The sequence below is a fragment of the Thioclava dalianensis genome (assembly GCF_000715505.1).
GTDB lineage: Bacteria > Pseudomonadota > Alphaproteobacteria > Rhodobacterales > Rhodobacteraceae > Thioclava > Thioclava dalianensis.
The window spans coordinates 14,035-39,404 of sequence record NZ_JHEH01000021.1; the positions used below are offsets into that span (position 1 = coordinate 14,035).

25 protein-coding genes and 1 tRNA gene are annotated in these 25,370 nt (G+C 61.0%); 12 read left to right on the forward strand and 14 right to left on the reverse strand.

Going from position 1 to position 25,370, the window contains the following annotated elements:
* Positions 1–7: 7 nt before the first annotated feature.
* Positions 8–748, forward strand: coding sequence for a monofunctional biosynthetic peptidoglycan transglycosylase (gene mtgA, locus DL1_RS14620; RefSeq protein ID WP_038067793.1), 741 nt, complete (start codon positions 8–10; stop codon positions 746–748).
* Between the two features lie 103 nt (positions 749–851).
* Here mtgA and DL1_RS14625 read toward each other — a convergent pair whose 3' ends face one another.
* The 4 genes from DL1_RS14625 to DL1_RS14640 are packed head-to-tail and all read right to left on the reverse strand — an operon-like array spanning position 852 to position 4,642.
* On the reverse strand, positions 852–1,418 hold the full coding sequence (locus tag DL1_RS14625; RefSeq protein WP_038067795.1) for a DUF3833 domain-containing protein: 567 nt from the start codon (positions 1,416–1,418) through the stop codon (positions 852–854).
* A gap of 1 nt (position 1,419) precedes the next feature.
* Complete coding sequence (locus DL1_RS14630; protein WP_038067852.1) at positions 1,420–2,583, reverse strand: SAM-dependent methyltransferase; 1,164 nt, start codon at positions 2,581–2,583, stop codon at positions 1,420–1,422.
* A gap of 2 nt (positions 2,584–2,585) precedes the next feature.
* Entirely contained in the window at positions 2,586–3,335 is a 750-nt protein-coding gene (locus tag DL1_RS14635) for a DUF1365 domain-containing protein (protein ID WP_038067797.1), read from the reverse strand.
* Positions 3,332–4,642, reverse strand: a complete 1,311-nt coding sequence (locus DL1_RS14640; RefSeq protein WP_038067798.1) for an NAD(P)/FAD-dependent oxidoreductase — start codon at positions 4,640–4,642, stop codon at positions 3,332–3,334. Before DL1_RS14640 ends, DL1_RS14635 begins: the two co-directional genes overlap by 4 nt.
* Positions 4,643–4,749: 107 nt before the next feature.
* Between DL1_RS14640 and DL1_RS14645 the strand changes: the two genes are divergently transcribed.
* Positions 4,750–5,418 (forward strand): sigma-70 family RNA polymerase sigma factor, encoded by a 669-nt coding sequence (locus tag DL1_RS14645; RefSeq protein ID WP_245739615.1) that lies wholly within the window; start codon positions 4,750–4,752, stop codon positions 5,416–5,418.
* The gene (locus DL1_RS14650; RefSeq protein ID WP_038067800.1) at positions 5,415–6,053 is read left to right on the forward strand and encodes a ChrR family anti-sigma-E factor; all 639 of its coding nucleotides are present in this window, start codon (positions 5,415–5,417) and stop codon (positions 6,051–6,053) included. Before DL1_RS14645 ends, DL1_RS14650 begins: the two co-directional genes overlap by 4 nt.
* Before the next feature lie 113 nt (positions 6,054–6,166).
* On the opposite strand, the gene DL1_RS14655 is transcribed toward DL1_RS14650, so the two are convergent.
* The 3 genes from DL1_RS14655 to leuB form a co-directional block, all read right to left on the reverse strand.
* Positions 6,167–6,243, reverse strand: a tRNA-Pro gene (locus DL1_RS14655).
* Positions 6,244–6,295: 52 nt separating this feature from the next.
* On the reverse strand, positions 6,296–7,279 hold the full coding sequence (locus DL1_RS14660; RefSeq protein ID WP_038067801.1) for a DMT family transporter: 984 nt from the start codon (positions 7,277–7,279) through the stop codon (positions 6,296–6,298).
* Positions 7,280–7,402: 123 nt separating this feature from the next.
* The gene (gene leuB / locus DL1_RS14665) at positions 7,403–8,506 is read right to left on the reverse strand and encodes a 3-isopropylmalate dehydrogenase (protein WP_038067803.1); all 1,104 of its coding nucleotides are present in this window, start codon (positions 8,504–8,506) and stop codon (positions 7,403–7,405) included.
* 204 nt (positions 8,507–8,710) lie between these two features.
* On the opposite strand from leuB, the gene DL1_RS14670 reads away from it, so the two are divergent.
* A complete protein-coding gene (locus DL1_RS14670) occupies positions 8,711–9,637 on the forward strand; it encodes a Rossmann-fold NAD(P)-binding domain-containing protein (protein WP_038067804.1) in 927 nt (308 codons plus the stop codon).
* Here the strand turns inward: DL1_RS14670 and DL1_RS14675 are convergent.
* The 4 genes from DL1_RS14675 to leuC form a co-directional block, all read right to left on the reverse strand.
* Entirely contained in the window at positions 9,598–10,545 is a 948-nt protein-coding gene (locus DL1_RS14675; protein ID WP_345938829.1) for an endonuclease/exonuclease/phosphatase family protein, read from the reverse strand. The genes DL1_RS14670 and DL1_RS14675 overlap by 40 nt on opposite strands.
* 101 nt (positions 10,546–10,646) lie before the next feature.
* Positions 10,647–11,471, reverse strand: a complete 825-nt coding sequence (locus DL1_RS14680) for a hypothetical protein (protein WP_342726902.1) — start codon at positions 11,469–11,471, stop codon at positions 10,647–10,649.
* 327 nt (positions 11,472–11,798) lie between these two features.
* Positions 11,799–12,404, reverse strand: a complete 606-nt coding sequence (gene leuD / locus DL1_RS14685; protein WP_038067808.1) for a 3-isopropylmalate dehydratase small subunit — start codon at positions 12,402–12,404, stop codon at positions 11,799–11,801.
* A gap of 10 nt (positions 12,405–12,414) precedes the next feature.
* Positions 12,415–13,836 carry a 3-isopropylmalate dehydratase large subunit gene (gene leuC, locus DL1_RS14690; RefSeq protein WP_038067809.1) on the reverse strand — a complete coding sequence of 474 codons (1,422 nt, stop codon included), beginning with the start codon at positions 13,834–13,836 and terminating at the stop codon, positions 12,415–12,417.
* 258 nt (positions 13,837–14,094) lie between these two features.
* Between leuC and DL1_RS14695 the strand changes: the two genes are divergently transcribed.
* From DL1_RS14695 to DL1_RS14730, 8 genes are all read left to right on the forward strand, one after another.
* On the forward strand, positions 14,095–15,438 hold the full coding sequence (locus tag DL1_RS14695) for a mechanosensitive ion channel family protein (protein WP_051693586.1): 1,344 nt from the start codon (positions 14,095–14,097) through the stop codon (positions 15,436–15,438).
* 132 nt (positions 15,439–15,570) lie between these two features.
* On the forward strand, positions 15,571–15,939 hold the full coding sequence (rsfS, locus tag DL1_RS14700; protein ID WP_038067811.1) for a ribosome silencing factor: 369 nt from the start codon (positions 15,571–15,573) through the stop codon (positions 15,937–15,939).
* A 6-nt stretch (positions 15,940–15,945) separates the two neighbouring features.
* The gene (rlmH, locus tag DL1_RS14705; protein ID WP_038067812.1) at positions 15,946–16,413 is read left to right on the forward strand and encodes a 23S rRNA (pseudouridine(1915)-N(3))-methyltransferase RlmH; all 468 of its coding nucleotides are present in this window, start codon (positions 15,946–15,948) and stop codon (positions 16,411–16,413) included.
* A 32-nt stretch (positions 16,414–16,445) separates the two neighbouring features.
* Positions 16,446–17,162 carry a hypothetical protein gene (locus tag DL1_RS20955; protein WP_051693587.1) on the forward strand — a complete coding sequence of 239 codons (717 nt, stop codon included), beginning with the start codon at positions 16,446–16,448 and terminating at the stop codon, positions 17,160–17,162.
* Positions 17,163–17,252: 90 nt separating this feature from the next.
* Entirely contained in the window at positions 17,253–18,773 is a 1,521-nt protein-coding gene (gpmI, locus tag DL1_RS14715; RefSeq protein ID WP_038067814.1) for a 2,3-bisphosphoglycerate-independent phosphoglycerate mutase, read from the forward strand.
* The gene (locus tag DL1_RS14720; protein ID WP_038067816.1) at positions 18,770–19,933 is read left to right on the forward strand and encodes a murein hydrolase activator EnvC family protein; all 1,164 of its coding nucleotides are present in this window, start codon (positions 18,770–18,772) and stop codon (positions 19,931–19,933) included. The genes gpmI and DL1_RS14720 overlap by 4 nt, the downstream gene beginning before the upstream one ends.
* Positions 19,934–19,935: 2 nt before the next feature.
* Complete coding sequence (locus DL1_RS14725) at positions 19,936–21,351, forward strand: S41 family peptidase (RefSeq protein ID WP_051693588.1); 1,416 nt, start codon at positions 19,936–19,938, stop codon at positions 21,349–21,351.
* Between the two features lie 32 nt (positions 21,352–21,383).
* Positions 21,384–21,869: an RNA pyrophosphohydrolase gene (locus DL1_RS14730; RefSeq protein WP_038067817.1), complete on the forward strand. Its 486-nt coding sequence runs from the start codon at positions 21,384–21,386 to the stop codon at positions 21,867–21,869.
* A 4-nt stretch (positions 21,870–21,873) separates the two neighbouring features.
* On the opposite strand, the gene nadC is transcribed toward DL1_RS14730, so the two are convergent.
* The 3 genes from nadC to nadA are packed head-to-tail and all read right to left on the reverse strand — an operon-like array spanning position 21,874 to position 25,311.
* Positions 21,874–22,710, reverse strand: coding sequence for a carboxylating nicotinate-nucleotide diphosphorylase (gene nadC / locus DL1_RS14735; protein WP_038067819.1), 837 nt, complete (start codon positions 22,708–22,710; stop codon positions 21,874–21,876).
* A 1-nt stretch (position 22,711) separates the two neighbouring features.
* Entirely contained in the window at positions 22,712–24,262 is a 1,551-nt protein-coding gene (locus DL1_RS14740; protein ID WP_038067820.1) for an L-aspartate oxidase, read from the reverse strand.
* On the reverse strand, positions 24,259–25,311 hold the full coding sequence (nadA, locus tag DL1_RS14745; protein WP_038067822.1) for a quinolinate synthase NadA: 1,053 nt from the start codon (positions 25,309–25,311) through the stop codon (positions 24,259–24,261). The genes DL1_RS14740 and nadA overlap by 4 nt, the downstream gene beginning before the upstream one ends.
* Positions 25,312–25,370 lie beyond the last annotated feature (59 nt).

The window sequence follows — 25,370 nt, forward strand, 5'->3', positions numbered from 1 at the left end:
TGACGGCATGGCGAAGAAGAACACGCGCAGAAAACCCCGGCAGGGCCAGACCCGCCCGGGCCTGAAAACAAGATTGAAAGCACCGCTGAGACTGTGCGCAAAGTGGCTCGGACGGGCCGCTTTAGCCGTGGTCGGGATCTATGTTGCTCTGATTGTGCTCTTTGCTTTCGTCAACCCGCCCACCGATTACTACATGTGGTCCGAGCGCCACCGGTTGGGCGCAATTGATCAGAAATGGGTGCCGATGAAGGACATCGCCCCGGTGATGGCGCGCTCGGTCGTGGCCGCAGAGGACGCCAATTTCTGCAATCACTGGGGGTTCGATATGCACGCGATCCGCGAGGCAATCGACGACGGCTCCAAACGGGGCGCCTCCACGATCACCCAGCAGGTCGTGAAAAACGTGTTTCTCTGGCAGGGCCGAAGCTGGGTGCGCAAGGCCATTGAAGCCGCGCTCACCCCGGTCGTCGAAGCGATCTGGAGCAAGCGGCGCATTCTCGAGGTCTATCTGAACATGGCAGAGTTCGACAACGGCGCCTTCGGTGTCGATGCCGCGGCTCACCGCTATTTCCGCACAACGCCCGACAAGCTGACCGCCCGCCAAGCGGCGCTGATTGCCGCCGTGCTCCCCGATCCGAAAGGCCGTTCGGCCTCCAAGCCGTCGAACTTCGTGTCGCGGCGCGCCAATGCGATCATCGATGGGGCTGCGACAATCGACAATGACGGGCGCGCGCGCTGTTTTCAGTGACTGCGGTGTTTCGTATTTAGCTTGAGATAGGCTTCATCACCTAACGCGTTGAAATCTATTATTTCAGACAGCGTTAGGTGATGAAGGTATCGTGCGAAACGCATTATTGCGCCGGAATCGTGTCTGTTTCGCGTTGCATGACCGCGAAAAGCTCGGCCACCTTGATGCCGAATTTGCGCATCTGTGAGCGGTTGAGCAACGTGCCATCGGGCATCTGATAGATCCAATCCGTCACATCCAGCACATGACCGCCCGCATCCTCGGGCAGGCGCAACCGGTAATGCATCTCCAGCGCATTGCCGCGCTGCTCCATACGCGCGGTGCCCTCGATATCATCGGCGGTCGAGCTGATCGTGCCATCCTCAGCGAATTTGATCCGCCATTCGCGCACCTGTTTGCGCCCGGAGGCGTATTCGAAAGTTTCCTCGATCACCCCGCCGGTATTGGTGAATTTGCCCACCATCAAAGCCCGGAAGCGCGAGGTCACCCGCCCGTTCGGCCCGTAGATCATCCCATGCGCGATAACCGGGCCGTCAAAAGCCTGCCGGATATCGAAGGGAGGCCCGTCGGATGCGTAATCGGACAGCTTTTGCGATTGGAAGCTAAAGAACACCTGCCGGACCAGCACGGCCGCAAGCACCAAGACCACAATCAAGACCAGATACTTCATTTTAAGCCCTCGCATGAACAAGCTGGACCTGCACCACATCCGTGTGATCGACGGCGAATGCCGCCGCGCAGGCTTCAAGATAGTAGAGCCAGCCCCGCAGGAAATCAGGGCCATAGCCCATCTGCGCCGCACGCTCCGCCCGATCTTTCAGACGTTGTGCCCATTGCCGACAGGTCTCGGCATAGTCCTGACCGAAGCCAAAGCTCTCTTTCACCCTCAGCCCCGCGCGCGCGGCCTGATCGCGGATCACGCCATCAGACAAAAGCATGCCGCCCGGGAAGGTGTATTGCCGGATGAAATCAGAGGTCTCGCGATAGGTCGGAAAGTAGGAATCAGACACTGTTATGGCCTGAATCATCGCCGTTCCCCCCTCAGCGAGCCGTTCTTTCAGCTTGCCGAAATAGGTTGGCCAGTAGCGCTCGCCCACGGCCTCGATCATCTCGATCGAGACGATATGGTCGAATTTTCCCGGCGTTTTACGGTAATCCTGCAGGCGGATCTCGGCGCGCCCGTCCAGCCGCGCATCGGCATAGCCCTTCTGGCTGGGCGAGATCGTGATGCCCGTGACATCGCGGCCCTGCTCGGCGGCCCGCTCGGCGAAATGGCCCCAACCGCAGCCAATCTCCAGCACCCGCTCGCCCTGCCCCAGATTGTCGAGAATGCGGTCGAGCTTGCGATTTTGCCCCCGGTGCAGATCCCGGTCGCCCGGCGCGAACAGGGCCGAAGAGTAGCTCATGCCCTCATCGAGCCAGATCTGGTAGAACTCGTTGCCGACATCATAATGCGCCCGGATATTGCGCGAGGCCCCGCGCATCGAATTGGCCCGCATCAAACGGTCAACAATCCGAAACCGCAGGTTCGACCAGAAGCCCGCATAGGCGTAACCATCGACGATATCGAGGTTTTTCAGGGCTACAGTCAAAAGCGCCTCGATCGAGGGTGTATCCCAAAGCCCTGATACGTAGGCCTCGCCCAGCCCAACATCGCCGCGCGCGGCCATCATCAGAACGGCCTGCCAGTCGCGGATTTCCATTTCGGCATGCGGGGTGCCGCGCCCAAAATGGCGCACCTCTCCCCCCGGCAGACGCAGGCTCAGCGACCCGCGCTCGATCTTCTCGCAGGTATCAAGGAATTCCCGGCGGATCCGGTTGGTCAGGAAGGGCATCATCACGAGATCTCCTCGTTTGGGGGGGTGGGGCGCGCGCGATAGACCGCGCCCTTGAGTCTCAGCCGCAACGCCTGCCACAGGATCAAACTCATGGTGCGAATGGGGGTCAGCGGGCGGCGCAAAGCGATTGCTATGAGATCACGGTTGCGCAGCGCGCTGCGCGAGGTGACGAGCGTGGCGATCACGCCTTCGTCGCCGTTCTCATGGGTGATCCGGATCTGGATCGCTTGCGGCGTCACTTTGAACTGGAAGCGATAGCCGCCCGCGATGTCCTGAAACGGCGAGACATGAAAGATCTTGCGTGTCTCCAGCACCGTTTGCGCCGAAATAGGGTCGAAATCGGGCGTCGCACAGAGATAGGAATGACGATCGCCAAAGGTGTTGTTCACCTCGGCAATCACAGCACGCAACTCTCCCGCCGCGTCGAAGGAGAGCCAAAAGCTCACCGGATTGAACCCGGCGCCAAAGATCCGCGGTTGAGTCAGCAAGCGCAGGTGATCCGGTGCGGGAGCGCCCGCCTCTGCGAGTTTTTCCCGCGCCCAAGCCGCGCCTGAGCCTTGCCCGCGCGTGCCCCCGTGATCTCGGTCGCGCACGACCGCCAAATCCCAGGAATTACGCGAGAAAAGCCAAGGCCACGGCCCTGCGGATTCGGGATCGATCAGAACAAAGTCGACATGGTAGCGGAAGCTGTGCTTGATCGCCCCGCGTCGGGCATGGGTGGTACTGCCGGGGCAGAACTCTACCGTCATGCCGGCACCTTATCGATCAGGCCAGCGGGCGCAAAGCCCCGGTTGAGCGCGCGCGCCACGCGTGCAGCCGACGCAAAGCCATCTTCGTGGAAGCCGTGCCGCAGCCAAGCTCCGGCAAACCACGTCCGGTTTTGACCCTGAATCGCCGCAATATCGCTTTGGGCCGCGACGGCGGCGCGGTCAAACACCGGATGCCAGAACACTTCATGATCGTAAATCGAAGCCTCCGGGATCTCTTGGTTCGGATTGAGCGTCACGAAGAGCGGATCATCCTGCGGGATATTCTGAAGCTTGTTCATCCAATAGGTCACGCCAAGCCGCGTCTCCTGCTGATCCTGCGCGGCCTGATAGATCCAGCTTGACCAACAATCACGCCGCCGGGGCATCTGGCCCTCATCGCGATGCAGATAGACGTCATTGGGCTGATAGCGAATAGCTGATAGCGCCTTGCGCTCGGTCCCGCTTGGCTTGTCGAGGATACGTAAAGCCTGATCGGAATGGCATGCGACGATCACCTGATCGAACTGGTCTGGAAGAGAGTTTTCCGCCTGAATAGTGACGTTTTTTGGCGAACGCTGCACCGAGGTAACGGACGTCGACATGCGAAACTCGACCCCGCGCAGGCGCAATGCGGCCTCCAGCCTGCGGACATATTCAATCGAGCCGCCGGAGACGGTCCACCATTGGTGCTGACCGGTGGCCGATAGCAAAGCGTGGTTCTCAAAGAAGCGCAAAAGGCTGCGCGCCGGGAATGCGCCGATTTCATGTGCGGGCGTCGACCAGATCGCGCCACAGATCGGCAGCAGATAAAAGCGCCGGAACCAATCGCCCATCTTGAGCGCGCCCATCAGGTCGTCAATCGTCATCTCGTCACTGACGGCCATTTCGACCGCGCGTGCATTGAATTTGGCGATATCGGCAATCATCCGATAGAAACCGGGTCGCCCCAAATTGCGCTTCTGGGCGATCAGCCCGCGCAAATCGCGTAGCGCATATTCGATCCGGCCCTGATCGATGCTGACGCCGAAGCTCATATCCGAGCGCTCAACCGGCACATCCAGATCGGCAAACATACGGGTCAGATGGGGGTAATTGGCGTAGTTGAACACAATGAAACCGGTATCGACCGGCTGATCGCCCCGACGCCCGGCCGTGATGGTGCGCGAGTGGCCGCCCAACCGTGACGCGGCCTCGTAGATCGTCACTCGGTTATGCGGCGCGAGTTGCCACGCAGCGGATAGGCCGGAAATGCCAGATCCGATGATCGCGATGTTCTGCGCATGCGGATGCAGGGCGTCGAAGGACATTAGATTACTCCCAATCACTTGAACCGATAACGCCTGATGTTAGGATTTGGATCAGAAGTTTTTCACTGCTGGATGATCCAGGGGTCGACGCGCCGCGTAGTAGTTCCATGCTGCACGATGTGACCAGAAGCTTCGAGACCAAATCAACCCTTCCGCAGGGACTGCGGCCGGGTAAATGCGGGACGAATATGGCAGAAAGTCAGACATCTGGCAGTGACCGAGTTGAACTGTGCGAGCAGACGGAATGGCTCGTCCTTGTGCGCGATCAGCGTTCCAAGGCGGCGTTCGGGAAGCTCTACGATCATTTTTCGCCGCGCCTGAAGGGAATGCTCATCAGGTCTGGCATGTCCGGGGCTGCGGCCGAGGATGTTGTGCAAGACGTGATGCTCACGATCTGGCGCAAGGCGCATCTCTACGATGAGGGACGCGCCCGGGCTTCGGCCTGGATCTATCGGATCGCACGGAACAGGCAAATCGATGTGATTCGCCGCAAACCGCGCCCGGTACCGGATGAGATGATCGCCGAGGCGGAAAGTCGTGAGGCCCGTGACGCCGACGCGATGCTCGGCCTCGAACAAGAGGCGGTTCAACTGCGTGAAGCGATCAAAGCGCTGCCAAAGTCGCAGCGTGAGATCATCGAAAGCGCCTATGTCGGGGAGCTGACGCAGGCAGAGATACGCGAGGCCACTGGTCTTGCTTTAGGTACGATTAAGTCGCGAATTCGGCTGGCACTGGAGAAATTGCGACACGATTTGAGGGATCTGAGAGAAGAATGAGACAGATAACGCATCATCTTCCAGATTGGCTGATCCGGTCTTACGCGGCCGGAAGTCTTGAGCATGCGTTCTCGCTCGTTGTGGCCTCACATGTGAGCCAATGCGACGAGTGTCGTGCCCGGCTTGAGGCTGAGGAGACCGCAGGCGGCGTCATCCTCGAGCAGCTTGAGCAGACCGAAGTAACGGGCGATCTGCGCACCCGTGTTTTCGAGCAGCTGGACGTCGCAGAGCCAATCACCACACCGGATCCGGCCCCGTCTGGGATCTATCCGGGTGCGCTTGTCGCCGAGATGGGATCTCAGACGCCACGCTGGCGCTCGCTGGGCAATGGTATCAAACAGGCGATTCTGAGCGCCGATAAACGTGGATCAGCGCGGCTTTTGTATATCCCTGCGGGCAAGGCTGTACCCGATCACACCCATGGTGGGCTGGAGCTGACTCTCGTTCTTCAGGGGTCATTCTCAGATGAAACCGGCACCTTTGGCGTGGGCGATGTGGAAGTTGCCGAGGACGATCTGGATCACACGCCGATGGCCGGACCGGGCGAGGCCTGTATCTGCCTTGCCGCGACCGATGCGCCGCTGCGCTTCCACGGGCTGATCCCGCGTCTCTTGCAGCCGATCTTCCGGATCTGAACGCGGCCAACCGTCAAGTTCGCAAAGCCCGCCATGCGCATGCATTGGCGGGCTTTTTCATCGCGTCGCACTGCGCGGATGCGTGACGCCGATATCAGGGAAATTTCGGGAAATGGTCGGAGCGAGAGGATTCGAACCTCCGACCCCCTGCTCCCGAAGCAGGTGCGCTACCAGGCTGCGCTACGCTCCGACCGTGGGCGGGGAATTAGCCGCTTCGCGCGGGTTTGGCAAGGGGGTCTGCATCAGCTTCTTGAATTGCGCGCCCGCAAGCCCGTCACCCGCGCCAAAAGCGACGCACGCGGAGAGGTCACAGTTTCGGGACGACCCCGGTTGCGCAGGACCGGCTGATGCTCCGAGACATCGGCCCGGGTCTCACGGAACACGATATACATGCCCGACAGGATCACGACAGAGGCACCGATCAGCGTCTCCACATCCACCTTCTCCCCGAAAATAAGCGAGCCATAGAGCACCGCCCAGAGGATCTGCGAATATTGCATCGGCGCCACAATCGCGGCCTCTCCGGCCCGATAGGCCAGAATTTGCAGGAACGAGGCGCTCAGCCCGAACACCGCGATCACTGCCATGAAGCCAAGATCGGGCAATTGCAGCGGCACCCAGACCGCGGGCAAAGCGGCGCCCATGATGATCACATTGCCAAGGATCGGTGAGAGCAGCAGCACGACCGAGCGCTCCTCATTGCCGATCTTGCGCACGATGATCGAGGACATAGAGCCGCAGACCGCCGAGGTCAGCGCCGCCAGATGGCCCAGTTGCAGCGTGGCCTGACCGGGCCGCACGACGATGATCACGCCGATCAGCCCGATGATGACCGCCGCCCAGCGGTGAAGCCCGACCTTCTCACCCAGCATCGGGATCGAGAGAACCGTGATCAGAAGCGGCGTCGCGAAGAGGAGCGGATAGACCTGCGCAAGCGGCAGGGTCGAGAAGGCGTAGAAGGCGCAAAATCCGGCGGCGAGTGCGAAGACCACGCGCGCAACGACCCAACCCGGATGGATCGGGCGCAGGCTGCCGCCGCGTTTGTCATTCAGCAGGATCATCGAGAGCAGCGGAAAGCTCAGAAGCGCTGCGAAAAAGACAATCTGGACGGGGGAATAGGTCTGGCCCAAATGTTTGATGATCACGTCATGGGTCGCAAAGATCGCCATCGCGCTGAGCGCCAGCGCGGCCCCCTTGCCGTTTGATTTTCCCCCAAAATCGGGCATGACGCGCCTCCTGAAAATGTCGCTCGCATCCTTTGGCGGATCGGGTCCGGTTTCAACCCAAAAGAAACGGCGCGGACCCCAGGGGTCCGCGCCGCGAAGCAGGTGCGCAAATCTGTCGCGCGATCAGAGCGACGCGTCCAGCGCCTCGATGATCTTGTCGCCCATCTGCGTGGTCGAGACGGGCGTGCCGCCTTCGGGGCCCATCAGATCCGCGGTGCGCACGCCATCGGCCAGCACTTTTTCGATCGCGGTTTCCAAACGGGTGGCCTCATCGCCCTGATCAAAGCTGTAGCGCAGCGCCATCGCAAAGCTGAGGATACAGGCGATGGGGTTCGCCTTGCCCTGCCCCGCGATATCGGGCGCCGAGCCGTGCACGGGCTCGTACATCGCCTTCGGGCGGCCATTGGCCATCGGTGCGCCAAGGCTGGCCGAGGGCAGCATCCCGAGCGAGCCGGTCAGCATCGCAGCACAGTCCGACAGGATATCGCCAAACAGGTTGTCGGTGACGATCACGTCGAATTGCTTGGGCGCACGCACCAGCTGCATCGCACCATTGTCGGCATACATGTGGCTAAGCTCGACCTCCGGGTATTCCTCGCCGACGCGGGTCACGACCTCGCGCCACAGGATGCCCGATTCCATCACATTGGCTTTTTCCATCGAGCAGAGCTTTTTGTTGCGCTTCATCGCCAGCTCGAAGGCTGCGCGCGCGGCGCGCTCGATCTCGGATTCGGTGTAGCGCTGGGTGTTGATGCCGACGCGCTCATTGCCTTCTTCGAAGATCCCGCGCGGCTCGCCGAAATAGACACCCGAAGTCAGCTCGCGCACGATCATGATATCGAGGCCAGCAACGATGTCTTTCTTGAGCGAGCTGAAATCGGCCAGCGCGTCAAAGCACTGGGCCGGGCGCAGGTTGGCAAACAGGTCCATCTCCTTGCGCAGCCGCAGCAATCCGCGCTCGGGTTTCACCGAGAAATCGAGCACGTCATATTTCGGTCCACCGACGGCACCGAGCAAAACCGCATCCACCTCTTGCGCGCGAGCCATCGTCTCGTCGCTCAGCGGCGCGCCATGGGCGTCATAGGCGGCACCGCCGACAAGATCTTCGCTGACGTCGAAGGCCAGATCGCGCTTGGCGCCGAACCAGTCGATGACCTTGCGGACCTCGGCCATGACTTCGGGACCGATCCCGTCGCCGGGCAAGATGAGGATGGAGGGGTTGGACATGCTGTTTCTCCCAAGTTTACAGGGTCGAAAGCGGCGTAGCCCCTACCCGCCCCGGGGTCAAGCGCGCGCGTCTTGTGCGCTGTCGGCAAAGCTTTGCCGAAACCCCGGCGGCGATCCGCAACCACACGCGGAGATGACTCGCACCCGCGCACCCATGCGCGCATGATGGGTCAAACAGAGCAGACAATAAAAAGAGGGTAAAATATGAGTCGCAGGGTGTTGATCCTGGGGATGGGCGGACAATTCGGCTCCGCCGCAGCACGGTCCTTTCGGGCGGCCGGCTGGAATGTGGATCGCTACCATCGCGGCACGGATATCGGGATCGCCGCGCGCGGCGCCCGCTGGATCATCAATGCGATGAACCCGCCCAACTACCACGATTGGGACACCCAGATTCCCAAGATCACCTCGGAAGTGCTTGCCGCCGCGCGTGACAGCGGCGCCTCGCTGATGGTGCCTGCCAATGTCTATGTCTACGGGCGTGAGCCCAGCCCGTGGGGCCCCGAGACGCCCCACCACGCCTGCACCCGCAAGGGCCGCATTCGCGCCGAGATGGAAAGCCGCTATCGCAATTACGCCGCTGAGGGCAACTCGGTGGTGATGCTACGCGGTGGGGATTTCGTGAACCCGGAATCTCCGCAGAGCCTGCTCAACCAAGTGGTGCTCAAGGATCTGCGCAAAGGCAAAATCACCGCGATGGGCAAGCCCGAGGCGCGGCGCTGCTATGCGGATCTGGGCGATCTCACGCAGATCGCCGTGGCGCTGGCCGATACGGCTGACAGCCTGCCGGGGCTTCTTGATCTGTGCTATCCCGGCACGGTGTTTTCGTTCCGCGAACTGGCCGATGAGCTGGGGCGCCAACTGGGCCGGGAGATCTCGATCAAGCGGTTCCCGTGGACCATGATGTCGCTTGCCTCCCCGGTCTGGGAACTGGCGCGGGAGCTGCGCGAGATGCGCTATCTCTACGACATGGATCATCAGATCGACGGCACGGAATTTGCCGATCTCTTCCCCGATTTCGAGCCCAAGACGCTGCAGAGGCTCGTCTTCGAGCATCTCTATTTGCGCGGCATGAAAGTCGTGCCCGACGCTCAGGGTGCCAGCGCGATGTCCACCCAGACCAGCTTGTGACGCGAGGCGCGCGCTGCGGCTTCGGCCAGCGGCGCCTCCGGGCTGGGCCAGATCACGCCCGCCCCCGTGACAAACAGCACAGCCGAAGGCAGCACGTAATCGACCCGCAGATTTCCCGGCCCCTCATAATCCACCGTATCCAAAGCCGCCTCACCCTGATGCGCCGGATCGGCTGCACCCTGCGCGCCCGCGCTGCGCGGTGCGGGGTCTTGGAGGCGCGGATCGCGCAACAGCCGGTGCAACGCGGCCCGGTTGCCCTCTCCATCTGACGGATCGAGGTTGAAATCGCCCAGCAGAACAAAGGGCCGATCCGGGGGATCGTCGGAGAGCGCGCCATCGAGATACTGCAACCAGAACGCCGCCTCATCGTGATTGCGCCAGCCATTGCGATCTTCGGGACCATCGAACACCGGCGGCGTTGCAGCAAAGGCAAAGAGGTGCAGCCGCGCCCCATCGGGCAGCACAAGCGGCACATCCCAATGCCCCGTGCTCGACAGGCGCTGCACGGCCTGAGCCGCATCGGACAGCTGCGCGCGACCAATCGCGCTTTGGGGCAAATCACGCCATAACAGGGTCGAAAAGTCGCGGGCCTTTGCCACCTCAATCGGCAGGCGCGAGAGCAAAGCCATGCCGCCCTGCCCCCGAAAGCGCCCATAGCCCTGCGCATCGCGCGGCCCATGAAGAACACCGTCGCCATCCAGATCGACGCTGGTTTGCAGGCCAGTATTCGGCGCGGGTGCGAAGCTGTGAGGATAGGGCTGGGCAAGCGTTGCATTGAGCGCATCCAACGCCCGGCCATCGAGATCCCAATCCACCCCTGTCAGCAAAATCACATCGGGCTGGGCCGCATCGAGAATGCGCGTCACGGCCGCAATCTGCGGATCACCCCCGCGCAAAGTGTCGCGCAACAGCAATCCCGGACCTTTGCGGCTCAGCTCAACATTCCAAGTTGCGAGACGCAGCGTCTGCGCGGCCAAAACGCCGGGACAAAGCAGGCCCGCCGCGAGGATCAGGCCGGCAAGTAGCTCGAACTTTCCTGCGCGCGGCGCTTGCGCTCGATCATCGTGGCCACACGCCCCATTGCGATGCCGCGCATGAACAGGCTGACCGGAATGAAGACCCATGCTGTCACCGTCCAAACCAACGTATGTGAGCTTAACAGAGATATCGGCGTGATGTTGACCGAAATCAGCTTCAGGATGGCGGGCAGGACGAAGGGCAACAGGAAGCCAAGCGCCACATTGACCCATGAATCGCGGCGCAGGCGCTCAACGACATCGCCCCCCATCGTGGGGTCAAAAGTTGGCAGGTTCACCCAGACATTGAAAGTCTTGCGCGACAGTGGCCAGCCGCGCAGGATCATGGTCAACGCGAAGACAATGAGCGTAATCAACGAAATCGCAAAGGCAATCGCGCTCATATTCCGCATCTCGATGACCTGCGCAAAGGTCGAATGCGTCGGCATCGACAGCACCATCAGGCGCACCGGGCTATAGGGCAAGTCGAACGCGTCTCCGACGACCGAGCCAAATGCCGCGATCAGCCGGTTGAACGTATTGGGCTCGCTCGGGGCCGCTTCGATCGCTGACAACAAAACGACCATCACGAACAGGGCGAGAAAGCGAATACGGTTGAAGGGCGGTGCATCCCGAAACGCGATGAGCCCGGGATAGACCGAGACATATTCAAAGAAGGTGAGGAAGGTGGCGAAGACGGCGATCAGGGCCACTATCTGCGCGGTATCGACATTCGTGTCGGGCAACATGAGGGCCGGCACACAAGCCGTCAAACCCATCAATATCGCACGCACAAGCGCGCCTGCCAGCCGTGACATCACTGCTCTACCCCTTGGCATTTCCGGACCGTAGACGTTTCCGGAGCCGTGTTTCGTGCGCTCTTCAGAACTCTCTGTGAGCCGCCTCAATCTTGCCACAATTGTGCCGGGTTTACCCCGGCCTGGCAATCATTGTTAAATATTAAGCGAGTGTTTCCGACGATTTAGGGGAAGAAATGGTGCGGCTTTGCATCAAACTTGGTTCGAAAAAAGGGCAGCCTTGAGGCGGCCACAAGATGTTGCTGCTTCGAGCGTTTGCGACACAAAACTCGCAGATTTAAAAAGGCCGCCCGTAGGCGGCCTGTTAATCTTTTTGAAATCTAACGCTCAGACCCAGGGGCGCGCCTGACTCGCCTGCGCCTCGAAACTGTCGATGGCTGTGGCCTTCTCAAGCGTCAGCCCGATATCGTCGAGCCCTTCCAGAAGGCAGTGCTTCTTGAAGGAATCCACGTCGAACTTGATCACTTCGCCCTCAGACGTCGTGATCTCCTGCGCCTCGAGATCTACAGTGACCCGCGCGTTCGAGCCCTTCTCGGAATCCTTCATCAGAAGATCGACCTGCTCTTGCGGCAAGACGATCGGCAACATGCCGTTCTTGAAGCAGTTGTTGAAGAAGATATCCGCAAAAGAGGTCGAGATGACGACTTTGATCCCGAAATCGGCCAGCGCCCAAGGTGCGTGCTCACGCGAGGAACCGCAGCCAAAGTTATCGCCCGCCACAAGAATCTGCGCTTCGCGATATTGCGGCTTGTTGAGAACGAAATCGGGGTTCTCGTTGCCGTTGTCATCATAGCGCATCTCGGCAAAGGCATGTACGCCAAGGCCCGACCGCTTGATGGTTTTCAGGAAGTTCTTGGGGATGATCATATCGGTATCGATATTGACCAGCGGCATGGGGGCCGCGACCCCGGTGAGTTTTTCGAACTTTTCCATGTCGCGTCCCTTATGCCTCTTCCAATTCCATCAGCTTGCGCACATCCGTGAGCTTGCCTGTGACCGCCGCCGCCGCCGCCATTGCGGGGCTCATCAGATGGGTGCGGCCATTGCGGCCCTGACGGCCCTCAAAGTTGCGGTTCGAGGTCGAGGCGCAACGCTCACCCGGTGCCAATTGGTCGGGGTTCATCGCGAGGCACATCGAGCAGCCCGCCATGCGCCATTCCAGTCCGGCGTCGAGGAAGATCTGGTCCAGCCCCTCCTCTTCGGCCTGCGCGCGCACGAGGCCCGAGCCCGGCACGACCATCGCACGCACACCCGGCGCGAGCTTGCGGCCCTTGAGCACTTCGGCGGCGGCGCGCAGATCCTCGATCCGGCCATTGGTGCATGAGCCGATGAAGACGACATCGATCGGGATGTCGTCGAGCTTGGTGCCCGGCTTGAGACCCATGTAATCGAGCGCGCGCTTTGCCGCGTCGACCTTGCCGCCTTTGAAATCTTCGGGCGCAGGCACGACACCAGAGATCGGCAGCACGTCCTCGGGCGAGGTGCCCCAGGTCACGACCGGCTCGATATCCTCGCCGCGGATCGTCACGACCTTGTCGAAATGCGCGTCCTCATCGGTGTAGAGCGTTTTCCACCAATTCATCGCGGCTTCCCATTGCGCACCTTTCGGCGCATGGGCACGGCCCTTGACGTAGTTGAAGGTGGTCTCGTCCGGCGCGATCAGACCGGCGCGGGCACCGCCCTCGATGGCCATGTTGCACACGGTCATGCGGCCTTCCATCGACAGCGAACGGATCGCCTCGCCGCAATATTCGATCACATGGCCGGTGCCGCCGGCGGTGCCGGTGGCGCCGATCACCGAGAGCGTGATGTCCTTGGCAGTGACGCCCGGACGCAGCTTGCCGGTGATCTCGACCTTCATGTTTTTCGATTTCGACTGGATCAGCGTCTGGGTGGCGAGCACGTGCTCAACCTCCGACGTGCCGATGCCATGGGCCAGAGCGCCGAACGCGCCATGGGTCGCGGTGTGGCTGTCGCCGCAGACCACGGTCATGCCGGGCAGGGTCCAGCCTTGCTCGGGGCCGACGATATGCACGATCCCCTGACGGACATCGGAAACCGGATAGTAATGCACGCCGAAATCGCGAGCGTTCTTGTCGAGCGCATCGACCTGAATGCGGCTCTCCTCATTCTCGATGCCCTTGGCACGATCCGTGGTCGTAGGCACGTTGTGATCGGGCACCGCGATGGTGTTTTCCGGCTTACGCACGGTGCGCCCCGTCATCCGCAGGCCTTCAAACGCTTGCGGCGAGGTGACTTCATGCACCAGATGGCGGTCGATATAGAGCAGGCACGTGCCGTCTTCATCGCGCGAGACGACATGAGCGTCCCAGATTTTGTCATAGAGGGTTTTCGGAGCAGACATGGCTCTCACTTTCTTTGATAGCTATGGGTCAGACATAGGAAAGGGCAGGCACGCAAAGGCCTGCGGGCGCCGCATCAAAGTCGGGCCAGCACCGAACGGCTCTCGCCGTAAAAGCGCTCACGCAGGCGGGCGCGGTCATCCATGTCGAAAACACGTGTCATGGGATGCTAAATAAGAGGTTAGATCTGTGCTGGCAATCAAAAGAGTCGCTTTTGACTGGGGCGCGGGCTTTGATAACGTGAACGGGAAGGAGAAACCGTGGACTTTATTAATGCCGATACCCTCACGACGCTGAACCGGCTCTGGGCGCAGGTCGAGATTTTCTTCAACTCGATGTTCCTGCCATCGCGGATCTGGCAGATCGGCATCATCCTTGCCTGTTTTGCCGTGGCACATCTGGGCAGGCTTTGGCTGGCACCGAAACTCGATAACTGGGCACGCGGGCGCGCGCTCAGTACCCGGCAGATGCGCTGGGTGATCTTGTTGCGCCAGCGTCTGCGCGGGTTACTGTTCATCCTGCTTGCCTGGGCGGCGGTCTTTGCGCTCAACGCGCTTAAGGGCTTCTATTCCTGGCGCTTTCTGGTGGTGCTGGCGGCAACGCTGGTCACCGCGTGGCTGGTGGTGGGGCTGGTTGCGCGGCTGATCCGCAACCGGGCGCTGCGCCAGATCGTGACCTGGGGCGCTTGGATCTGGGTCACTCTCTATTATCTGGGCTTCTGGGACGAGGTCGAGCGGCTGCTTGCCAGTCTCGGGATCGATTTTGGCGGCTTTCGGATCACCGCGCTCGCGGTGCTCAAGGCAGTGGTGCTGACGACGGTCCTGCTCTCGGTGGCGCGTATCGTCACCGGCCAGACCACCGCCCGGCTGCGCACGAATGCGGAAATCAGCCCCTCGATGACCGAGCTGGTGATCAAGGTGATGCAGGTTTTGCTTTACGGATCTGCCTTTTTCATCGGGCTCAAGGCGGTGGGATTCGATCTGACAGGTCTTGCGGTTCTCTCGGGCGCGATCGGTGTCGGTCTGGGCTTTGGCCTACAAAAAGTCGTGTCGAATCTGGTCTCGGGCGTCATCATTCTGCTCGATAAATCGATCAAGCCAGGCGATGTGATCAGCCTTGGTGAAACCTTCGGCTGGATCAACTCGCTGGGCGCGCGCTATGTCTCGGTACTTACCCGCGATGGCAAGGAATTCCTGATCCCGAATGAGGATCTGATCACCGGTCAGGTCGTCAACTGGTCGCATTCCAACGAGTTTGTCCGCATCGACCTGCATTTCGGCACCGCCTATCACGACGATCCGCACACGGTGCGTGCGCTTGCCATCGAGGCTGCGCAATCGGTCGGTCGGGTGCTCTCGGATCGCCCCACAGTGTGCCATATCACCGGGTTTGGCGACAGTTCGGTCGATTATGTCCTGCGTTTCTGGATCACGGACCCCGTTGAGGGGCTTACAAACGTGCGCGGCGCAGTCTATCTGGCACTGTGGGATTCGTTTCAAAAGAACGGCATCTCGATTCCTTTCCCGCAGCGTGAAGTTCGTATGCTCGACGGCTCCTCGCTGGCCGTTCATCGGAACGACGAAAATTCGCAGAGCAAAAATTGAAATCGGGGCGTCCCGATGCTACCTTTTGTATATGGCCAGCGCCGGGGCCGGACCGGCGTTAAATCTTTGGAGGACTATGTCCTGTCTCATCTTTCAACCGTGTCGGACGACAGCGACACACAGGCGGCTGTCATGACGGCCAACTCTCTCGGCGCTGACGTGTCCAGCGATGATATTCTCGCACGCGTCATTGCCTCTCTCGAAGACGATAAAGCCGAAGATATCGTAACGATCGATCTGCACGGTCGGTCTTCGATTGGCGATTACATGGTGATCTGCTCGGGTCGCTCGGGTCGGCAGGTCAGCGCAATCGCGGAAAAGCTCGCCGAACGGCTCAAGCAAGAGTTCAACCGCATTTGCAAAGTCGAAGGCAAGGATCAGGGCGATTGGGTCTTGATCGATACCGCAGATGTCATCGTCCATGTGTTCCGCCCGGAAGTCCGCGAGTTCTACCAGCTCGAGAAGATGTGGATGCCGTCGAGCGCACCCGTCCTCGACTGAGGGCGCATGAAGATCACGATCTGCGCGGTGGGCCGCCTGCGCAAAGGGCCCGAACATGAGCTGATCGCGGATTACCTTGCCCGGTTTGAAAAAGCCGGTCGCGGCCTTGGGCTTGGGGCTGCGCAGCTTATCGAGGTCGAGGACAAGAAGGGTCTGGGACAAGAGGTCGAAGCGCAGCTTTTGTCTCGCGCGATCCCGGACGGGGCCGTTCTTGTGACCCTCGATGAGCGCGGCAGCCTTCTGTCCTCTCCCGAATTTGCCCAAAAGCTCGGCACATGGCGCGACAGCGCGCGCGATGTCTGCTTCGTTCTTGGCGGAGCGGATGGCATCGCGCCTGAACTGCGCGCAAAGGCAGATTTTTCGATCTCATTTGGCAAAATGGTCTGGCCTCACATGCTGGCGCGCGTCATGCTGAGCGAACAGATCTATCGTGCCGGACAAATTCTTGCCGGAACGCCTTACCACCGTGTTTAATCAAGGGCGCGTATCGCTCTGAGGGGTTTGACATGACTGCTATTGATCTTGCCCGCATTTCCGCCAATTCGATCCCGAACCCGGCCATCGCCCTCATCGGCTTTCAGCGCACCAGCCAGATTTCGCGCGATGCGCGTCAGGCTTGGGAAGATGGCGATCGCAGCCTGCTTGAGGCCGAAGCGGCGCAGCGGCGCGACGAGATTTTCAGCGGCGCCCTGAAAGAGATCTACGAGGAATTCACCCCGATCAGCGATGCGCTGGCCCTGATGGGGCGCAAGCCCGCGCATGTGATCGATATTGGCTGCGGTCAGGCGCTCAACGATGCGTTGATGGTCAAAGCCTATGACCCGCGCATTACGCTGATAGATATCGAAGAGACCAAGGAGCAGTATCATAGCTGGAACAGCGCGGGGGCGGGCTACGCCTCGCTGGCGGTCGCCAAAGCGTTCCTCGAGGAAAACGGCGCGCGCGAGGTCACCACGATCAACCCGCGCGAGACACCCAACGCGCTCTCGGGGCTATCGGGTGATCTGGTCACCAGCTTGATCTCCTGCGGTTTTCATTACCCGATCGGGGAATATCTGCCGCTGATGCTGAAGACGATCCGGGCGGGCGGCGTGGTGATCCTTGATCTGCGGACCCGCTATTTCAAAGCCCCCGACGCGGCACTGACCGAACTGCTTGAAAACAGTCGTCAGATCACGCTTTCGACCCTCCCGCGCCGTAGGCGGATCCTGTTTGCCCAATAAATGCTGATCGTGCAGTAAACTGTTCTCGCACGGTGTTGCCGGACGCGTCTGCGCCGCGTAGACACAAGGGATCATGTGCAGGAGGTGGCGATGAGCGTTCCCAAACCGGTAATTTTGTGCATCCTCGACGGCTGGGGAGAGCGACCCGAGACCGAGGGCAACGCGCCTGCGCAGGCCAACACTCCCAATATCGATGCGATCTGGGCCAATGGTACGAAATCCACGCTGGTGACTTTTGGTCCCGATGTCGGACTTCCCACCGGCCAGATGGGCAATTCCGAAGTCGGCCACACCAATATCGGCGCGGGCCGGGTGGTTGCGATGGATCTGGGCCAGATTGATCTGGCGATTGAGGATGGCTCATTTTTCGACAATGCGGCGATCTTGTCCTTCATCGAGACTCTGAAAGCCTCTGGCGGGGCGGCGCATCTGATGGGCGTCGTCTCGGATGGCGGCGTGCATGGACATCTCGAGCATCTTTTGGCCGCCGCCAAGATGGTGTCGGAAGCAGGCGTGCCCGTAAAAATCCATGCGATCACCGATGGCCGCGATGTGGCACCAGATTCCGCCAAGCGCTTCGTGTCCGAACTGGTCGAGCGACTGCCCGCGGGCTGCGAGGTCGTCACCGTGATCGGGCGCTATTTCGCGATGGATCGCGACAATCGCTGGGACCGGGTCGAGCGTGCCTATAACGCGATGATCAAAGGCGAAGGGCAGGGCGCAGACACCCCCGTTGCCGCCGTCGAGGCCAGCTATGACCGCAAGGAGATGGATGAGTTTATCCAGCCCAGCGTCATCGGCGATTATGCCGGCATGCAAGATGGCGACGGTCTGTTCTGCCTCAACTTCCGGGCCGACCGCGCACGTGAGATCTTGGCCGCCATCGGGGCTTCGGATTTCGACGGGTTCGACACCGGAAAGCGGCCCGAGCTTGCAGCAATGCTGGGGATGGTCGAGTATTCCGACAAGCACAACGCCTATATGAAGACCGCATATCCCAAGCGCGAGATCAACAATACGCTCGGCGAATGGGTGGCCAAACAGGGCAAACGCCAGTTTCATATCGCGGAAACCGAGAAATATCCCCATGTGACCTTCTTCCTCAACGGCGGCCGCGAGGAGCCTTGGGACGGCGAAGATCGGTTCATGCCCAAATCACCCAATGTGGCAACCTATGACATGCAGCCCGAGATGAGCGCGCCGGAGGTGACCGACAAGCTGATCGGCGCGATCGAGGCGGGATATGATCTGATCGTCGTGAACTATGCCAATGGCGACATGGTCGGGCATACCGGCTCTCTGGAGGCAGCCATCGCGGCCTGTGAAGAGGTGGATCGCGACATTGGCCGCGTGGTCGCGGCGCTTGAAGCCGCAGGCGGGGCGATGATCATCACCGCCGATCACGGCAATTGCGAAACCATGATCGACCCGGAAACCGGCGGGCCGCATACCGCCCACACGACCAATCTCGTGCCGGTCGCGCTGGTCGGTGGCCCGAAAGGGGCACGGCTGCACAAGGGCAAACTGGCCGATCTCGCGCCCTCGCTCTTGCAGCTCATGCAGCTTCCGATCCCCGAAGAAATGACCGGACAGAGCCTGATCGAGACGTGAAACGCGCAGCCCTTCTGATCTGTCTATTGCTCACCGGGGCCGTCGCGCATGCGGCGGGCAGCGATGTGCCGCCCTCTGGCGAGGCCGCGATGAAAGCTGCCGCGGATTTGCGCAAATCGATTGCAGCCCTCGACGACGCCGAAAGCAAGCCCGACCGGATCGCGGCGCTGACGAGCACAATTTCCGCCTATGAGGTGGGTTTGGGCACTTTGCGCGACGGGTTGCGCCGCGCCGCGATCCGCGAGAACGAGATCAAGCAGGGGTTTGATGCCAAGCGCGAGGAGCTAGGCGGGTTGCTGGCCGTCATGTCGACGATGCAACAGACCGATGGCCCGCTCTTGCTGCTGCATCCTTCGGGGCCGACAGGTGCTGCACGCTCGGGGATGGTGCTATCTTCGGTGGCCCCCGCGCTGCAACAGGAGGCCGAGGGCCTGCGCACCCAGCTTGATGAGATCGCGCGCCTGCGCAAATTGCAGGAAAATGCCCGCAATGTGCTGGAAAAAGGCATGATTTCCGTCACCAAGGCCCGCACGGCCCTGTCCGAGGCGATCTCGGAGCGGCGCGCAAAACTCCCGCAACGCTATCTCGAAGAGCCCGAAGAACTGCGCGCTCTGGTCCAAAGCGCCGATACGCTGGAAGGATTCGCCACCAGCCTCAGCGGTATGGAAAGCGATATCGGCCCCCCGATGGCGGATTTCGCGGGCGCGAAGGGCAGCTTGAAGCTGCCGCTGATCGGCAAGGTGCTGCGCCACTTCAACGAGGCCGACGCGGCGGGGATAAAGCGTCCCGGTCTTGTGATCGCGACAACGCCCGGCGCGCTCGTCACAACGCCATGGCCCGCAACCATTCGCTATCGTGGCCCTTTGCTGGACTACGGAAATGTGATGGTGCTTGAGCCCGCCGACGGGTATCTTCTGGTTCTTGCCGGAATGGCAACAGTCTATGGTGAGGTCGGAGACGTGCTTCAGAAGGGCGCACCCATTGGCTTGATGGGCGGATTGTCGCCGGGTGCCAGGGAGTTTGGGAAAGATTTCGTGCAAGCAGCACAAGAGGGCGGTAGCGCAGGTCTAAGCGAAACGCTCTACTTGGAGCTTCGAAAGGGCAAAGAGCCCGTGGACCCGGCCCCGTGGTTCATTCAGACGAAAGACGACAAGGGTTGAGTATGAAAAAGTTCATGATGGCCGCATTGGGCGGAACGCTTGCGGGCGCCGTTCTTTCGACACAGGTTGCCGCGCCTCTGATGGCGCAGGAGACCGATAAATCCGCGACGGTGTACCAGCAGCTCGATCTGTTCGGCGACATTTTCGAGAAGATCCGACAGGATTACGTGGAGCCGGTCGACAGCAAGAAGCTGATTGAGGCCGCGATCAACGGCATGCTCAGCTCGCTCGATCCGCATTCGAGCTACCTGCCGCCCGATGATTTCGCCGATATGCGCGTGCAAACGCGTGGCTCTTTCGGCGGTCTTGGCATCGAGGTGACGCAGGAAGACGGCTTTGTGAAAGTCGTCTCGCCCATGGATGGCACGCCTGCCGCCGAGGCCGGGATCAAATCGGGTGACTTCATCACCGCCGTGAATGGCGAGTCGCTGATGGGTCTGCCGCTTGACGAGGCGGTCGACAAGATGCGCGGCCCAATCGGCTCGGAGGTCAAGGTGACCATCGTGCGCGAAGGCGAGAAGAAACCCTTCGACGTCACGCTGACCCGCGACACGATCAAGCTGACCGCCGTCAAGGGCAGCCATGACGACAATACCGTCATCCTGCGCATCAGCACTTTCAACGACCAGACCTTCCCGAACCTGCAAAGCTCGATCAAAGAGCAGGTCAAGGAACTCGGTGGTATGGATAAGGTCGACGGCTTCATCCTCGATCTTCGCAACAATCCCGGTGGCCTGCTGACGCAAGCGATCAAAGTGTCGGATGCCTTCCTCGACAAGGGCGAGATTGTCTCGACCCGGGGTCGCAATCCGCAGGACAGCGAGCGGTTCAATGCCACGCCGGGCGATCTGGCCGATGGCAAACCGATTGTTGTGCTGATCAATGGCGGGTCGGCCTCGGCCTCCGAGATCGTGACCGGTGCGCTGCAAGATCATCACCGCGCCATCGTCGTCGGCACCAAGAGCTTCGGCAAAGGCTCGGTTCAGACCGTGATGCCGATCCAGGGCGAGGGGGCCATGCGCCTCACGACCGCGCGCTACTACACGCCTTCGGGCCGCTCGATCCAAAATCTCGGGATCTCGCCCAACGTCGTGGTGCCGCAGCCCGAGCCGCAGGCAGAGGACGCCGCGAAGGAGGGTGAGGACAAGACACCCGCAAACCGTCTGACCTCTGAGGCGGATCTGAAGGGTGCGATCACCAATGACTCGATGACCGAAGATGAGAAAAAGCAGGCCATCGAGGAGCGCAAGAAAGCCGAAGAGGCCGCCCAGCGTCGCCTTGACGACTTCCAGATGTCCTATGCGGTCGATCTGATCCAAGGGTTGTCGGCCTTTGCCCCCGATCTCGAAGCAGAAGCAGCGCAGAAAAAAGCCGATGCGACGCCTGCCAAGAAACCGGACACCACCAAGAAAAACTAAAGGAGAGGGGGCTTCGGCCCCCTTTTTCACCCATGACACCTGAAGACATCGCAAAGCTTCCCTATCGCCAGAATGTCGGAATCGTTTTGCTCAATGCGCAGAACAAGGTCTTTGCCGGTCGGCGCATCGACAATCCCGGTCCCGCTTGGCAACTGCCTCAGGGCGGGATCGACAAGGGGGAAGCCCCCGAAGAAGCGGCGCTGCGCGAGCTGGAAGAAGAGACCGGCGTGACGCCCGATCTGGTCGAGCTTGTCGCGACATCCGAAGGCTGGCTGCGCTATGAGCTGCCGCATGAGCTGGTGGCGAAGCTCTGGAAAGGGCGCTGGCGCGGGCAGGAACAGAAGTGGTTTCTCTACCGGTTCACCGGTACCGACGATCAGGTAAACATCCAGACAAAGCACCCGGAATTCTCGGTCTGGCAGTGGATGAATTTCGATGAGCTGATCGAGAAAATCGTGCCGTTCAAGCGCGATGTCTATATCGCGGTTGAAGCCGAATTCAGAGACTATTTCGCCTGAGTCCCTAGAAATCGAGACCAAGATCAAGCGTGCGGGCCGAATGGGTCAACGCGCCCGCCGAAATATAATCGACACCGGTCGCTGCGACCTCTGCGATACGCTCGAGCGCCATATTTCCCGAAGCTTCAAGCGTCACCCGTCCGGCATTCAATGCCACGGCGGCGCGCAGCTCATCGGTGCTCATATTGTCGAGCAAGATCACATCCGCCCCGCCAATCGTCAGCGCCTCTTCCATCTGGCGCAGGGTGTCCACTTCCAGCTCGATCCGCATCATATGGCTGCGCGCGGCCTTGGCGGCCTCAAGTACCTGACGCACGCCTCCGGCGGCGGCGATGTGGTTGTCCTTGATCAGGATCGCATCTGACAGCCCAAACCGATGATTGAAGCCGCCGCCATGGGCGACAGCGGCTTTCTCCAACACCCGCAGGCCCGGCGTCGTCTTACGTGTACAGGTGATCCGCGTCTTGCTACCTGCCGTCTCAGCAACAAATCCTGCCGTTTTGGTAGCGATTCCGCTCAGACGTCCGGCAAAATTCAGCGCCACACGTTCGGCCATCAAGATCGAGGCCGCCGAGCCCTCGATCGTCATCAGCGTCGCCCCCGGCCCGCACGCCGCGCCATCTGCGACAAAGGTCTGCACGCGTAGCGATGCATCTACGAGCCGGAATGCCATTGCGGCGACCTGCATCCCCGAGACCACCCCGTCCTCGCGGGCATTGAGCCGCGCGGCGTAGGTTTTGCCCGCTGGAATGACCGCTTTGGTCGTCGCATCGCCCATGGGTGCGAGATCTTCGACAAGCGCGGCGCGCACGATGGGTTCGATCAGCAGGTCGGGCAACATGTCATTCCTCCAAGGCTCTGGTGCGGATTTCCATCGCATCCACCAGCGTCATTCGCGTTCGTTGGGCCTGTTTAGGGTCTGATTCCGGGAAATCAGAGCGGAAGTGACCGCCCCGGCTTTCTTCGCGCCTGAGTGCGGCGGCCGCAATCAAGGTCGCGGTTGCGGTCATGTTGCGCATCGTCTCGGTCCGCGCCTGGCCCTCAACCTCGTCAATCACCCGCAGCGCGGCCTTCAATCCGGCAGCGTCGCGCACGACCCCCACGCCATCGGTCATCGCATGGCGCAACCGCGTCATCAGCGTCTCGTTCACCGCGATATCCCCCTCGGGATAGACCGGAATGACCTCATCGGCCTGCGCGATTTCTCCCAGTTCGGAAGCAATCCCCAAGGCGCAGATCCGGGCATAGACCAGCGCCTCAAGAAGCCCATTTGAGGCCAAGCGGTTCGCGCCGTGCAAGCCCGTCGAGGAGGCCTCGCCGCAGACCCAAAGGCGCGACAGCGAGCTTTGGCCGGACGCGTCAGTGTCAATGCCACCCATGTGGTAATGCGCGGCGGGGGCGACGGGGATGGGCTGCGAAACAGGGTCTATTCCCGCCCGTTTGCACGATTCCGCCACCGCCGGGAAGCGTGTCAGAACTTCGGCACCAAGGGCATCCCGCGTATCCAGCGCAGGCTCCCGCCCGGCCTTGCGTTCCAGATAGACCGCGCGGGCCACGATATCGCGCGGCGCAAGCTCGGCAGCGGTATGCACCGCAGTCATGAATCGCTCACCCTGCGCGTTGATCAACACGGCACCTTCGCCACGCAAAGCCTCGGTCGCGAGCGGGGCAGGGTCTTCGCCGCTCGCAATCGCCGTGGGATGGAATTGCACGAATTCCGGATCAGCGATGATTGCGCCCGCGCGCGCCGCCATGCCGATCACCTGCCCGCGAATGCGGGGCGGGTTGGTCGTCACGGCAAACAGCCCGCCCGAGCCCCCGCCCGCCAAGAGCACAGCCGGACTGCGCAGCAGCGTGGCACCCGATGGGGCATAGGCCCGCTCAATCCAGACCCCGGTCACGGTGTCGCCGTCAACCTCGAGACCTGCGGCCAAAACACCCTCAAGCACCTGAATCGACGGCGTTTTCCGTACCGCGCCGATCAGAGAATGCATGATTTCGCGTCCAGCCTGATCGCCTTTGACCCGCACGACACGCGCCGCACTATGCGCAGCCTCGCGCGACATGACGTAGCCGCCCTGCGCGTCACGATCAAACGGCGTGCCAAGGCTGGTAAGTTCCAGAATGTGTTGGCGCGCCTCGTCGGTCACCATCTGCGCGATCTCGGGCGAGACGGTGCCTGCGCCCGCCAAAACCGTGTCGCGCGCATGCGCCTCAGAGCTGTCGCTCACAGCCATAGCCGCCGCCACGCCACCTTGCGCCCAAGCCGAAGACGCGCCTTCGCCCAGAGTTTCCGGTGAGACCACCAGAACCGGGCGCGGCGCCAGTTTGAGCGCGGCATATAATGCGCCCAAACCCGCGCCTACGATGATTGTCCTTTTGGTTTCAATCACTTCGCGAGCGCCCGTGACAGCTCGATCATCCGCTCCACGGCGATCTTCGCTTTCGCCGCAATCTGCGGATCAACCTCGACCGCCTGCGTCTCGGTGTGCAAGGACCACAGGATCTTCTCGAGCGTGATCTTCTTCATATAGGGGCACATATTGCACGGCCCGGTGAATTCGACCTCGGGCAGCGCATCGGAAATATTCGACGCCATTGAGCATTCCGTCACCAGCATCGCCTTGCTGGGCTTTTCGCGCGTGACATAGTCGATGATCCCGGAGGTCGAACCCGAGAAATCCGAGGCATCCACCACATCGGGCGGACATTCGGGATGCGCGATGATGCGGGTGTCGGGATTCATCTCGCGGAAGGCATTGATATCGTCCTTGGTATATTGCTCGTGGACGATACAAGAGCCCTCCCACCAGACGACTTTCTTCTGCGGCACCTCGCGCGCGACATTCTGCGCAAGATACTGATCGGGCGTCATAATCACGACATCACTGTCCTGTGCGGCGACGATCTGTGCGGCGTTGGACGAGGTACAGCAGATATCGGAGGCCGCCTTTACCTCGGCGGTGGTGTTGACGTAGCTGACCACCGGCGCGCCGGGATATTTCGCACGCATCTCGGCAATCCCGTCGGCGGTGATCGATTCAGCCAGCGAACAGCCCGCCTGCATATCGGGGATCAGCACCGTCTTGGCGGGATTGAGGATTTTTGACGTCTCGGCCATGAAATGCACGCCGCCCTGAACGATGATCTCTGCCTCGACCTTGGTCGCTTCGATCGCAAGCTGCAGGCTGTCTCCGACAACATCGGCCACGCCATGATAGATGTCCGGCGTCATGTAGTTATGTGCCAGAATAACCGCGTTTTTCTCGCGTTTCAGCGCGTTGATGGCACGGATATAAGGGGCATAGCGGGCAAAATCGGCCAGCGGCATGACCCGGGCCATCTTCGCATGCGTGTCCGCCATGTCCTCGGCCAGACGCATCGATGGCGCGAGGTCATATTGCCCGGCCAGCGTGCTGCGCATCTTGGTCAGGTCCAGCATCCGTTTACTCCCCTCAGTCCCGATCAGATTGTGATGTAAGCTCTGTTGACCCTAAGGAA

What these genes read in the sequence shown, in the direction of transcription:
- nadC (WP_038067819.1), bottom strand. Translation starts at nt 22,710, where the DNA reads ATGTTGCCCGACCTGCTGATCGAACCCATCGTGCGCGCCGCGCTTGTC.
- leuD (WP_038067808.1), bottom strand. Translation starts at nt 12,404, where the DNA reads ATGGAAAAGTTCGAAAAACTCACCGGGGTCGCGGCCCCCATGCCGCTG.
- DL1_RS14650 (WP_038067800.1), top strand. Translation starts at nt 5,415, where the DNA reads ATGAGACAGATAACGCATCATCTTCCAGATTGGCTGATCCGGTCTTAC.
- mtgA (WP_038067793.1), top strand. Translation starts at nt 8, where the DNA reads ATGGCGAAGAAGAACACGCGCAGAAAACCCCGGCAGGGCCAGACCCGC.
- DL1_RS14640 (WP_038067798.1), bottom strand. Translation starts at nt 4,642, where the DNA reads ATGTCCTTCGACGCCCTGCATCCGCATGCGCAGAACATCGCGATCATC.
- leuC (WP_038067809.1), bottom strand. Translation starts at nt 13,836, where the DNA reads ATGTCTGCTCCGAAAACCCTCTATGACAAAATCTGGGACGCTCATGTC.
- gpmI (WP_038067814.1), top strand. Translation starts at nt 17,253, where the DNA reads ATGAGCGTTCCCAAACCGGTAATTTTGTGCATCCTCGACGGCTGGGGA.
- DL1_RS14725 (WP_051693588.1), top strand. Translation starts at nt 19,936, where the DNA reads ATGAAAAAGTTCATGATGGCCGCATTGGGCGGAACGCTTGCGGGCGCC.
- nadA (WP_038067822.1), bottom strand. Translation starts at nt 25,311, where the DNA reads ATGCTGGACCTGACCAAGATGCGCAGCACGCTGGCCGGGCAATATGAC.
- DL1_RS14625 (WP_038067795.1), bottom strand. Translation starts at nt 1,418, where the DNA reads ATGAAGTATCTGGTCTTGATTGTGGTCTTGGTGCTTGCGGCCGTGCTG.
- DL1_RS14730 (WP_038067817.1), top strand. Translation starts at nt 21,384, where the DNA reads ATGACACCTGAAGACATCGCAAAGCTTCCCTATCGCCAGAATGTCGGA.
- DL1_RS20955 (WP_051693587.1), top strand. Translation starts at nt 16,446, where the DNA reads ATGACTGCTATTGATCTTGCCCGCATTTCCGCCAATTCGATCCCGAAC.
- DL1_RS14630 (WP_038067852.1), bottom strand. Translation starts at nt 2,583, where the DNA reads ATGCCCTTCCTGACCAACCGGATCCGCCGGGAATTCCTTGATACCTGC.
- leuB (WP_038067803.1), bottom strand. Translation starts at nt 8,506, where the DNA reads ATGTCCAACCCCTCCATCCTCATCTTGCCCGGCGACGGGATCGGTCCC.
- rsfS (WP_038067811.1), top strand. Translation starts at nt 15,571, where the DNA reads ATGACGGCCAACTCTCTCGGCGCTGACGTGTCCAGCGATGATATTCTC.
- rlmH (WP_038067812.1), top strand. Translation starts at nt 15,946, where the DNA reads ATGAAGATCACGATCTGCGCGGTGGGCCGCCTGCGCAAAGGGCCCGAA.
- DL1_RS14670 (WP_038067804.1), top strand. Translation starts at nt 8,711, where the DNA reads ATGAGTCGCAGGGTGTTGATCCTGGGGATGGGCGGACAATTCGGCTCC.
- DL1_RS14680 (WP_342726902.1), bottom strand. Translation starts at nt 11,471, where the DNA reads ATGTCACGGCTGGCAGGCGCGCTTGTGCGTGCGATATTGATGGGTTTG.
- DL1_RS14645 (WP_245739615.1), top strand. Translation starts at nt 4,750, where the DNA reads ATGCTGCACGATGTGACCAGAAGCTTCGAGACCAAATCAACCCTTCCG.
- DL1_RS14635 (WP_038067797.1), bottom strand. Translation starts at nt 3,335, where the DNA reads ATGACGGTAGAGTTCTGCCCCGGCAGTACCACCCATGCCCGACGCGGG.
- DL1_RS14660 (WP_038067801.1), bottom strand. Translation starts at nt 7,279, where the DNA reads ATGCCCGATTTTGGGGGAAAATCAAACGGCAAGGGGGCCGCGCTGGCG.